6 protein-coding genes and 3 pseudogenes are annotated in these 11789 nt (G+C 62.6%); 2 read left to right on the top strand and 7 right to left on the bottom strand.

Translation table 11 applies throughout. The annotated features are described in order from the left end of the window. Positions 1-95: 95 nt before the first annotated feature. The 6 genes and pseudogenes from AAHS21_RS31605 to AAHS21_RS31580 all read right to left on the bottom strand — a co-directional run. A complete protein-coding gene (locus tag AAHS21_RS31605; protein ID WP_330981508.1) occupies positions 96-419 on the bottom strand; it encodes a DUF732 domain-containing protein in 324 nt (107 codons plus the stop codon). A 47-nt stretch (positions 420-466) separates the two neighbouring features. Then, entirely contained in the window at positions 467-1858 is a 1392-nt protein-coding gene (locus tag AAHS21_RS31600) for a PPE family protein (RefSeq protein ID WP_330981509.1), read from the bottom strand. A 2-nt stretch (positions 1859-1860) separates the two neighbouring features. Then, the gene (locus AAHS21_RS31595; RefSeq protein ID WP_330981510.1) at positions 1861-3096 is read right to left on the bottom strand and encodes a PPE family protein; all 1236 of its coding nucleotides are present in this window, start codon (positions 3094-3096) and stop codon (positions 1861-1863) included. 361 nt (positions 3097-3457) lie between these two features. Beyond that, positions 3458-4099 (bottom strand): DUF4396 domain-containing protein, encoded by a 642-nt coding sequence (locus tag AAHS21_RS31590; protein WP_330981511.1) that lies wholly within the window; start codon positions 4097-4099, stop codon positions 3458-3460. A gap of 107 nt (positions 4100-4206) precedes the next feature. Next, entirely contained in the window at positions 4207-4758 is a 552-nt protein-coding gene (locus AAHS21_RS31585) for a hypothetical protein (protein WP_342931229.1), read from the bottom strand. Between the two features lie 1353 nt (positions 4759-6111). Beyond that, positions 6112-6541 (bottom strand): annotated as a pseudogene (locus AAHS21_RS31580) (hypothetical protein); the annotation flags it as partial. A 525-nt stretch (positions 6542-7066) separates the two neighbouring features. Between AAHS21_RS31580 and AAHS21_RS31575 the strand changes: the two are divergent. Further along, a complete protein-coding gene (locus AAHS21_RS31575) occupies positions 7067-7270 on the top strand; it encodes a hypothetical protein (protein ID WP_330981513.1) in 204 nt (67 codons plus the stop codon). 1438 nt (positions 7271-8708) lie between these two features. Here AAHS21_RS31575 and AAHS21_RS31570 read toward each other — a convergent pair. Further along, positions 8709-9451: pseudogene (locus AAHS21_RS31570) on the bottom strand (YoaK family protein). 1337 nt (positions 9452-10788) lie between these two features. Between AAHS21_RS31570 and AAHS21_RS31565 the strand changes: the two are divergent. Next, a pseudogene (locus tag AAHS21_RS31565) lies at positions 10789-11789 on the top strand (peptidase); the annotation flags it as partial.

Raw genomic sequence — 11789 nt, 5'->3', positions numbered from 1 at the left:
CATCACTGACCGGTGGCGGGTTGCCGACGGCCCGCTACATTCGGCCGGGATGCGCTGGAGCACCTCGAGCAGGCTGTCACCCGAAGCGCCTGGAGTCAGGCTTTGGAGAGTTGGTGCGGGCAATAGAACTTCGCCGAGATCAGCGCGAAGTCCGATGCCATCTCCATACTCATTCCGGGGTTGTGGTTTTTCACGTCGTGCACCAGCTCCAGGCCCGATTCGCCGTTGTTCAAGGATGAGCACACAGCTCTGCCGGCCGCGATGGCAGCACTTTCGCTGGAAAAGGTGAAGCCGGCTTGGCGCAGCGTAGCCAGGAAGGCCCCGTCGTCACCGTCGGGGTCGGGCACTGGTTCGGCGTACGCCGGCGCCGCGAGGCCAATCATCGCGAACACACCGAGTACCGCGAATAGCCGTTTCATGATTACCTTCTTTCGTGCTGAGCCAGATCACTGAATCAGGTTGTTCCTCAACCTAATTGCGCATCTCCGGACGGGATGACCTTGGACTTCTTCTTTTTTAGGTGCACCGCGTGGATACCCGGCTTCTTGGCCAGCTGCTCGAGCAGCGCGTCGAGACCTTTCTCATCGACGTTGTGATGCTGCACGGTTTCGGGCTTCTCCGAAATCTGTGCCACCAAACGTTTCAGGTGTTCCGGCGAGTTCTTATCTTTGAGGTCTTTGAGCGGTTTCATCCGGTTGCGGACACCGGCGTTTACCACGGTGGGACCTCCGGCGCCCATCGCGCTTCCGAGCATTCCCGCCATTCCCAACGAGCTGAACAGGCTTCCCTCGCTGAGCGCCGCCGCCGGGATGGCCTCCGGCCCGGCGGCCGTCAAGGCGGCGGCCACCGTCCTGATCGCCGGCGTCGACGAGGCCCAACTGGGCGGAACCGTCAGCGATCCGACCAGCGTGCCCCGAGCGAAACCCGCCGTGGGCGAGATCGCGTCGAACAGGGTGCCCCGGGTGAAGCCCAACGCGCCCAGACCAGCGCCCAGCGCGTCTTTGGGGAGTGCGCCGTACGCCACCGGAGGCGCGAACTTGAGCCATTGCGACACAGGGAAGTTGATCAGCAGCCCGATGTCGTTGAACCCGGTGGTAAAGCTGAGTGGGCCCTTGAGGCCGGTGTACACAGCGTTGACCCACGCTGATCCGTTTGGCCCAAGGGCCGAGTTGAAGAGCCCGTTGATGAAGTTTGTGTACTCGGTGGCGAGCTGCGAGAGAAATTGCAGCGGGCCGCCCGAGGTCGCGCTGGCAGCAGCTGCGGCCGCTGGTGCCGCGGCTGCCGCAGCGGCTGTGGTTGGTGCGACCGCAGCCTGCATCTCCGTGCCTGCGGGGTTGGTCGTCTGCGGCGCCTCGGTGAACGGCGCCAACTCGGACGCAGTTGCCGAGGACGCGAAGTAGGTGTCCATCGCCTCGCCGTCCTGGGCCCACATTTCGGCGTATTGCGCCTCGGTGGCGGCGATCGCCCCGGTGTTCTGCCCGAAGAGGTTGGTCGCCATCAACTGCGTCAGCAGTTCACGGTTGGCCGCGATCAGCGGCGGCGGCACGTGCGCGGCGAATGCCGTTTCGTACGCGCCCGCCGCCTCGGTCAATTGGGCCGCCGTTTTGGCGGCCTGGGCCGCCGTTTGCTGCATCCACGCCACGTAGGGCGCGGCCGCGGCCGCCATGGCCAACGACGACGGACCCACCCAGGCCCCGCCGGTCAGATTCGAAACCACCGACGAATAGGCGGTCGCCGCGGACTGCAATTCGGCGGCCAGGTTCTCCCAGGCCGTCGCCGCCGTCACCAACGACTCCGCTCCCGGACCGCTGTACATCCGGCCCGAATTGAACTCGGGTGGAAAGGCTGCGTAAAACATCTTTAGTCCTCCAGCTCCGGGATGACGATGATGGTGGCGGCGGCGGGGTCCGCTTCGGCGACGAGGCTGCCGAGGGCGGCTGCCGTCGCGGCATTGCTGCTCACCGTGTGGGTCGAGGTGGCGGCGACGGCGCGACCGGCCAGGCTGGACAAAGCCATCTGGCTGAACGCGCCTTCCTCGCCGATCAGCGATGCGGCCGGGACGGCCGCCAGGTTGGCGGGCAGCGACTGCGCGAGCATCCTGATGTTCGGGGCGGCTTCGGTCCACCCCTGTGGCACCGACATGCTTCCGACCAAAGCCGATTTGCCCATCGAGCCCGTCACCGGCGCCCCGCCGACAGCGGAGCTCAGCATGGGGTGAACGGCGCTGGGCACCCTGGTCAGCGGTTCCAACGCCCCCTTGATGAATTTCGGCCCGGACAGATAGGCCGCGGCGCTCTGCCCGTTCTGGCCCCAGGCGTACGCCTGACCGAACGACAAGAACGGACCACCGGGTAAGGAAGTTAAGCCCTGCAGGGAATACGGGCCCGAGGCGATGGTCGAGAAGATGTTGTTCCACGCGGTCAGGGCCGGCGGCACTGGCGGCAAGGTGATTGGTGACGTCGCCGCGGGCGCCGCGGCCGCCAGCTGGGACACCTGTGTCGCGGCATTGGTGCCCGACGAGGTGCTCGACTGAGCCACCGCGGCCGCCTGCCTGCCCGAGGCGGATTCGTTCGTGGTCTGCGGCGGCTCGGTGAACGGCTGCAGCCGCGACGCCGTCGCCGACGAGCCGGCGTACCCGTACATCGCGGCGGCGTCCTGCGCCCACATCTCCATGTACTGGGCTTCGGTGGCCGCGATCGCCGGGGTGTTCTGGCCCAGGATGTTGGTGGCGATCAATGTCGCGAGCAGCGAGCGGTTGGCCGCGATGACGGGCGGCGGCACCGTCGCCACGAAGGCCGCCTCGTAGGCACCCGCGGCCAGCTTGGCCTGAGTGGCCGCCAGCTCGGCCTGCGCTCCCGTCGCGCTCATCCACTGCACATACGGTGTGGCCGCGGCGGCCATCGCGATCGAGGAGGGACCGGTCCAGGGACCGACGGACAGACTCTGAATTGTCGAGCCATACAGAGCCGCAGTCGAATAGAGCTCGGCGGCCAACTCGTCCCATGCCGCCGCGGCGGCCAGCATCGGCCCCGATCCCGCACCGACATACATTCGACCGGAGTTGATCTCCGGCGGTAACGCCCCGAAGTCCAACATCTCATGCCCCCTCAACTGGTCGCAGCCGCGCCGGCGGCTTCACTGCTTGCGCAAGAATCCGGGCAATCGCCCCCCCGTAACGGTGTGCTGGGTCCCCCTGTAGAACGTTGTGTCGCCGTAGATCTCGCGCCTGGCCGGGTATTTCTCCTCGGGGACCAGGTGGATCTCTGAGGGTGCCCCTCGTATGCGACCCGCCCAGCAGATGAAGGCTTCGCCGCACAGGAGGTGGCGTTTGCCACCGGAAGGCCGCCGGTAGCGGTGTCGCTCGTTAAATCCGTTGTGCGTAGCCATCTTTAGTGGTTCCGTCGGGTCGGATTAACGTCGACAGGCCGAAAATCTTCTGCCGCGCTGGGGTGTAGGCCTACCCAGTTCGCGAGGGGTCGGCGGCCTGGGTGGCCTGCACTGGTTCGGGCGCATTGCGGGCCAACAGCCGCCACACCATTGGGTAGGCGGTAGCAAAGCCTAGCCACATACCCACCCACATAAGCAGCCAGAACGCGGCTGTCGTGGGTCCGTAGTGCAGCACGAATGCCACCAAAACCATGATCGCACCCATACCCAGATCGAAAGCCAGGATCGCCAGCACCGAAATCCGCACCGCCATCTGGAGTCGCCGAGCCGTGGAAGGAATCTGATCAGCCAGCGAACGGTACTCGAAACCGATTAGCAGTGGCAGCGCGAACACCGCAATCAGCAGGATCATTGCCCAGACATGTTTGCCAGCGATTGTCCACCCGGTCCACATCACGAGGGGCACCGCAAGGGTGTGTCCGATGAATGACGCGGCCCCGCCCGCGATGGTCTGGGTGACCGCGGTTACCCCTAAACCCCATTGGGGCGACCACTGTTGCTGTTCTTGCCATTTCGTTGTGAGGGGCCGACCCCATTTGTAGTAGGCCCACAGCGCCAGCGGGCCGGAATAGACGGCGGTGATCGGCCAAACGGCTTCCATCGCACGCTCCGGCTGGCGGTAACCACGCACATAAATGTCGACGATCATCATCGCGGCCACAACGAACCCCGTCCACGTGATAATCCAGCCGGCGATGGTGAGCCACGTCGGCGCTGTACCCATGGCCATATTCATATTCATGACGTCACCGCGTCCCTTCACCAACGGTGCTGGCGCCGATCGGATATCTGCGCGGCATCGCGCCGGTCGTTGTGCGCTGGGGGTGAATAGCTTCTCCCGAGCGCAAGCTCACATTGAGCAGCATTTTCTTTATCCTCCTTTGATGGGTAGTTGTTAATCGTTGCGCGCAGGGGGTTCAGGCCACGCGTACCCCGAAGGAGTCCGCAAGCCGAGCTGACGCTTCGGTAAGAGCAGCCCCGCGACAATGTGACGCCGACGCCGCCGTGGCTATAGTCGTGCGCGATTGGCGCCCCTGGCTCGCGCACACCGGTGCTACGGAAAGGCCGCAGCTCCAACCGTATTGGGTCAACTGTCTCTAGCCGAGCTTTCTGCAGGATCGGCGTGAAGTCGATGCAGCGCTTGAGGATCTCCCGTGTCGGCGGGTAGTTGTTGAGGGTGAGGTCGGTTTCGCATTCGCCGGGTTCGACCAATCCGTCGAGCAGAAGGTGGTCGTCGGCGCGTGGCGCGATGAAGACCACGTTACGGTCCTCGGTGCTCGTGTCGATTGCCAGCGCAGGGTCTACGGTCACACGAGGCATCGCGGTGCCATCGTCGAGCACCCACGGTCGGAGACCACGGTGACATTCCAGCGGTGAGGCGCCAGGACTAACGCGGCAGCGCATCCAGTTACCCCGGTGCCGATCACTGGGGCACTTGGGGGTTCGGTTCGATTGTGCTGTCATGACCACACCGCCTGTCGCTTGTTAACGATCTGGGCTGCGAGGCAGCGAGTGCGTTGGAGGTTCCTCATAAAGTTCTCTTTTCTGCATCAAAATGCCGCGACGTTGTGCGGCGACGGATCTGAACATCGCCCACTGGCCGCGGTAACCGAGCACCACGGCGGGCGCAGATCGATCAGCGACGAGAGATGCAGAGGCGGGTCAGGATAGCTTGACCCGATTGATGGACGACAACATCAACGGGGCGGGGAGGGCCTCGCGTTGTCGACCGGACCGGCCCGGCCAGCGAAGCAACCATGGCCACAACCGTGACGATGAGGTCAAGCGCAACCAAATCGGGTATTCGGCATGCCGGCATTAGAGGAGTACCGGCCTTGAGTCCCACCGAACAGCAATCGACACCCGCGCTCGGCCTGTGCGGCGATTCAGCAACCATCGTTTTGCCAGCAGCGGTCAACACGGACCCGCCGTGAAGCGCGGGGTGTCCCGAATGGGGAAGGTGGCAACCAGCAGTAATACCGAGCAACCAAACAGCGACCGCCGCGCTGGTTACGTATCGCAACCAGCGTTTTGGATGACGTTCCCGGGGGCGCATAGCGACCTTCACGCTAGCATTTCCGGGGGGGTATATGCCAGAGATCGCTGGCATAACAGCTGTCAGTCCGTCTGAAAAGACCAGACTTTCCAGGAAAAAGCGGCGACCGATGCCGCGCCGGGCGACGTTTGCCCAATCGATGAGGTACCTACTACCTGTAACGGGTATCAATGGCTGTACGTCGTCGGCGGAGGCAACCGAGCGGCAGATCAGATCGCCTAGGGTCTTCATCGTCTGCCTCTTTTTTCGTTGGCCGTGCGTGCATCGCGTCGCTGATCGATGTGGCATGTCAGCGCGGTTGTCGCGTTCGGGGTGCGCGAAACTGCGGCCAGCGACACCCGGGGGCAAGTGCTGGTCGACGCGGACCCCCTCGGGCTAGCGCAAACCTCACCAGGGCGTCATCATTGTTAGCTTCACGCTAGCCGTCGCGAATCAATTCGATCGTCAGTTCCAGCGCGGGCCAGGTATGAGCCCTGGACTCCCCGATGGCTCCACTCGATGGCGGCGGCGTACGCCATTTGGTAGACACGGGACCAGCGGAGGTCAGTCTGTGCGCAGGGATGACGTTGCACACCAGACGTTTCAGTCGCTTGTTGTGTTACGCGAACTTGCTCCATTCGCGTTATCTCTTCATCCGAGACCGAAGGCCCGCCAGGATCAGCCACGCGGTAGATCTGGACCATTGACGAGATCCCAACGATGAGAACTGTTATGCCCACGATGGTATGCAGGAGAATCCGGGGCTTTTGGGAACCCTGTTCCGTGATGCGCAACATGACGAGGCCGATCACGATTGCCAGCAGGGCGGCTGAGAAGTGACCATTGTGCTGCCACGGGCGGCGAGTTGGTGCAAGAGGGGGCTGGGGTTGGCCGTCAAGTGGTAGAGCCAGAGCCCGGCGTTTGCGGTGATTGGCGCCAATATCATTGTGGCGCTTGCCAGTATTAGCGTGAGCCACAACGATTGGCTCGTCTAGCGGCCGGCCACAATCCGCACACGATCTCCAGCAGTGCGGTCAACGGCACGAGCGCCGCGACCAAGTGAGGCCCTGTTCCCGGATGGCAATCGTCTCGCCCGGTAGCTAACTGCTTGGCAGAGTTGCGATTAGGTGTGACGCGAGACTTCCGCGGCTGGCAGAAGCTTCCTTGCGCGCACGCCCGCCGGTGATTGGACGGCGAACTCTCGCACTTACGATGGGTGGCGCGGTGGCCCGCAGGAAGGTCATCCACAACACGGTTGATTGCGTTGCGCGACGTGACCATTCCCGCGTAAGGGCGTCCGGCCGGCGTTGGTATGTGTGGATACACAGCGCGTCCGATATCGAAGCGCAGACCGATGACAGTGCCTGAAGCGAGTGGAACGAACTTCGCGAGCACTGCGGCCCGTTTCAACCTAGCCATCTTGACTGGCGGTATTCCCGCAGCAGCGTAATGCGTTGCCGGCGTTTGTCTTCGTCGGTCTCGCCGGACGCAAAGCCCTCCGAGAGTCCGTCTTGAGGCTGCATCGACTGGTCGTGGGGCGGACCGATTAGCCCCGGGTCGGCGATGGCAAGAACGGTCTGGGTCGTGGCCGCCGTCGAAAAACAACACGATGATGATGCACATCAAACAATCAAGCCGACGATCCACACCGAGCCGTTGCCGCACGTGCTGTCGTCATACATCGTGGTCGACGTGGAGTTTCGGGACCTTGCTCTCAATGGTGAACGGGGCCCGTACTACTTCGGGTTAGGCTTTTCGGACGGAGCGGCAGCCCGCTGGGTGTTTTAGGGCCGTTGGTCCCTACCCCGGCAGGGTATATGTGTGGCAGCGTCTAACGCATGACGCAAACTCCAGAAGCTAGGGAATCGATAAACGTGACTGGCCAGCCGAATTATGATGCGCGATCTGATCGGCCTAGTCGGCTGGGTCAGGCCGCTGCGTGGGTGGGCATCGTTGCCGGTGTCGTGTTCATAGTGGCGGTGATCTTATTCTCGGGGTTCTTCTTGGGCTTATCCTCAGGCGGCCCGTACAGCTGGCATCGGGGTTCCAACGTCGGCCGTGACGTTAGCTGTCCGATGATGGGATCTGGAGGCATGATGGGACCTGGCGGCGGCATGATGGGACCCGGTGGAATGGGTCCGGGCGGACCGACGGGTCCTCAGCAAACCCCGAGCACGACGGCACCTACCATGCCGCGGCCCTAACGCTGAGCAAGAATAAACGGGCTCGGAGCAGAAGCCACCCGGATGCGGCGTCGCGCCACTGCCTCACAAGCGCTCGCTAGTTCCTTGACATCTCACCGCTGGCACGTGGCGGATGGCACGGTTCAAAACTGGGACTGGGACATTCGTTTGCGCCGCGGGCACTCCGCACAGTTGGGCAATGGTGGCGGGTCAGCGTCGGACGGATTAAGGAGTGGATCGCGTGTTGTGTCCCTGCGGTCGGGTCGCTATTGGTGTCGATGTCGTTGTGTCGCTTGATAAAAACGCCGCCACCGACTCCACCCGCTACTGCCACCGTGGCGACACCGCCTACCAGTGCGTCCGGGTTTTGATTCGAGAGCGTACCGATCGCTCCAATCCGCATGGGCGACTTTCTGCCCCCACGTCCTACCACTTACTCTTACGGGGTAATTCATTCCAGGGGCTCTACGCTCGGTGGTGTGGTGACTAGAGGCGCGGGTGCACGAGTGGTGCTCGTCACGGTGGCCTTGCGACCAGGACCTGATCAAATGGGCGTGGAGCGACGAGCCGCTATTTCCTGACGGCAGCGCACTAAGCGTGAACGTGTCACTGATCCTGCCGGACTGCGATACCTACCGCGTCGACGTTCAACATTGCTGATTGTGTCGGGTTGTGTTCACCCGCCGCGACCATTGGCGCGGTGGCTCCGTTCACCGCAGCTGTGCTTACCGACCCCAGCAGCGCCGCGGCGATGTCTGCGCAGCGACGGCAACGCCCGCACGAGTTGTGCAGATTGCCTAGTGCCTAGTGTCTAGTGCCGCGGCGAATGTGACGCCCGCAGCGCGGGCGCACCGCAACGCCAGCCCGACGTCATCGTTCATCGTCTGGGATGAGCTGACTTATCACCTCATGATTTTCGCCGGGTGAGAGCATTGCCTCGGTGCCACCGAGCTGCCGGTGACTCTCAGCTCCAATGCGAGCATTAGTCTTGCCACGTCGTCGAGGCAGGTCGAATTCGCGGAGGCGTCCACCAAGGGGACCCGTCAACGGGATCTCTTTCGAAGTGCTCCTGCCAATGATCGGCTAGACCAGCGTTGGCTGCGTGACTGCTTCACAAGGACCCGACGGTTGCCATGGAGATGCGTGTAACCGGCGGTTAGCGAACAAATGATGGTGGCGACCGCCAGCATCTGGGACCCATTGGCAACCAGGCTAATACCTCCGCCGACCGAAGCGCCAACGACTAAACTTAGGTACAGCAGAAAGTATCCCAGCCACGCAGACGCGGAGCCGCCGTTGATGTGACGCTCGATACCCTGGCCCATCTTGACCAGCGTGCCGGTCACGTAGCTCAACGGGGTTGAGACCTCGCCGTCCTTCACAAAGAAGTGTTGAGAGCACCAACTCCGAACGCAACAAAAAAGGTCGGCGTAAGTGAGAGCTCGCCTGTCGCCGACCATCCGTGTGTGGCAACGCAGACCACAGTGGCAGCGGCCAGTGACAAGGCGGTGAGTACCGTCGGGCCATGGGCGTGCTCCACCCAAAAGTGGCGCCGGCATAACGATGCAACAACCACGCCAACGACGAACGCCGCCAACAGCAGTGACGCTGTCAGAGCCAGCCAGGGCTGATGGCGGAAGTACCCCAACGCCGCACGTTCGGTGTTGCCGGTCATGAACGTCACAAAGTATCCGGCGGAATGGGTAAATGCCGCGGCCCCAATCAACCCGGCCAACGCGGCCAGGACCCATGACAATCGCGTTTCGCTATCGAACATTTCGCGCATACGGCTAATTCTACAAAGCAGTCGGCTCCTGGCGGTGCGGGCGAGTAGTCCGCGGCTGGTTGCAACGCCATATTGGCGCCAGCCACCGGCCCGTCGCGAGTGTCGGCGGACAGGGGCGTCCTCAGCTGTGGCGCGGTTGGATGTCGGCCACGAGGAAACCGCGAGCGACATCCTTGTAGGCGAGTGCACATCTATGAAATTTGCTGCGCTAAAAGCTGTTTCGTGCTCGAAATCGTGTTGTTGTCTGCGCTGAAGGTGACATCCGCTTGCGCAGCGGTCCGCGAACTCGGCCGCGGGTCGGCGGAAGAGATTGAGCTGGAACGCATCTCACGTAGCTGAACATCGAAGTGCAGCAGTGTTCTGCGCTCACACTCGTTGCAGTGGGCATCGATTGACCAACGGCCGCGCCACCGTCCAACCGACAGTGTGCGCAGGGCGACTGTACCCCTGCAATCCCATGGGTGCCCGGAGGCCTCGCCGGTCAGCTGGTGTGACCCGCACTGGCTTTAACGCCAGCCGCGCTTATTTATTACCCCGGTAGGGTATAAAGTCGTGTCCGCGGGGGACAGTCATGGCGGTGAGCGCCGATTGCCAGCGGCAAGTCCGGTCCCCATTTCGACACGCCGGCCGTGGACCTGGTACGCCTCAATTGTCACAGCGGTGTGTCAGTCATTGGATTGTTCCTCTGGTGTTCAACGTAATTAATGTGCCTGCGTGATCGCCATCGGAGGCGTCTCGTCTTAGCCGATACGCGTGGGCGAAACTCGGAAATCACCGTCATCGCGACGTCGGCCACCATCGCGCCGAGCAGCGGCCAAAACTCACCGTACAGGGGCCAACCGCCCAGACTCTGGCGCGGCGCCTGCCCATCGCGTGGGTTCTGTCGGGCTACATCCGGAGAGGACTTAGGTCCCTACCCCCGCAGGGTATAACAGGTTAAGTTTGACGGTGATGAGGGCGACAGCCCTTGCATAGAAGGGAGAACATGATGAAGTCCCACAGCAAAACCGCGATCACACTGGCCGGCGGAGCAACCATTCTGGCCTTGGCGGTTGGATTCGGCGCAGGTGAATTGTCGAACAACACCACCACACCGATCGCAGACCCTGCCTCCAGCCTGACGCCGGCGCCCCCAGCGGATCCTTCTGCGCCGGCTACCAATGTCATTGTCCCCGATCCAAGTAACGGCGGGTGTATTCCGGGGTTGAATTGCGGCCCTATTAACCCGCCAAGGCCCACTCCCGCGAAACCGCAGCCGTGACCCAGGGATTCGTGTACACAACGTACCGATAATGTTCAGTCCGCTGCGCGGTCAGGTGATGGACGCTCACCCAGCCATGGGCTACGCGCGCCATGATTGTCCGGTTGGGGTGAAGGTGGCATTCGCCTGCGCTAGCACGGTATTGCTGGTAGCAGGATGCTCGACGGTCGTCGACGGGCGTGGGTTGTCGATGTTTGACAACCCATTCAGGGTGGGGGGACTGCTCGCGATTAACGGTCCGAGCGGGATTCGTTCCAACGCACCCGGTCCCACCGGCACGGTGGTCAACACCGACAACGGGAATATCGATAAGTTGTCGTTGCTATCGGTCAACGAGCTCGAGGACTACTGGCAGGCAACTTACGGCGAATCACTGAGCGGCACTTTCGTCCGGGTTGGCACGCTAGTCTCCTACGACTCCACCGATCCGACGAGTCCGATGGTGTGCCGCAACAAGACCTACCAAGTCCTCAACGCCTTTTTCACCTCAGGGTGCAACTTGATCGCCTGGGATCGGAGGGGGTTCATGGCGGTTGTGCGGCAGTACTTTGGCGACATGTCTGTCACTGCTGTGTTAGCGCACGAGTACGGGCACGCCCTGCAGCAGATGGCGAAACTGGTGACGAGGAAAGACCCCACCCTCGTGCGCGAGCAGCAAGCCGATTGTTTCGCAGGTGTCTATCTGTTTTGGGTAGCTCAAGGTAAGTCGCCACGCTTCACGCTAAGTGCCGCTGACGGGCTCGACCACGTGCTGGCCGGGATCATCACCACGCGTGACCCCGTGATGGACTCCGATGCCGAAATGGATGACGAACATGGGTCGGCGTTGGATCGGATCAGTGCCTTTCAGATAGGTTTCCTCGGCGGCCCCTCGGCGTGCGCGGGCATTACTGTGAAGGAAATCGAGCAACGCCGCGGCAATCTGCCGACGATGTTGCGGGCCAAGCCCGGCGAAGCCCCGGAGACCGGTGAGGTTTCGATCAACGAAGTGACGTTGTCGGCGCTGTTGGAGCTGATGGGAAAGATCTTTTCGCCGAAGAATCCGCCAACGTTGTCCTACAGGGCGGCCAATTGTCC

Source organism: Mycobacterium sp. 050272 (genome assembly GCF_039023525.1).
Taxonomy (GTDB): domain Bacteria; phylum Actinomycetota; class Actinomycetes; order Mycobacteriales; family Mycobacteriaceae; genus Mycobacterium.
Note: the sequence above shows the minus strand (reverse complement) of the source record. Positions and strands in the feature narration are given on the sequence as shown.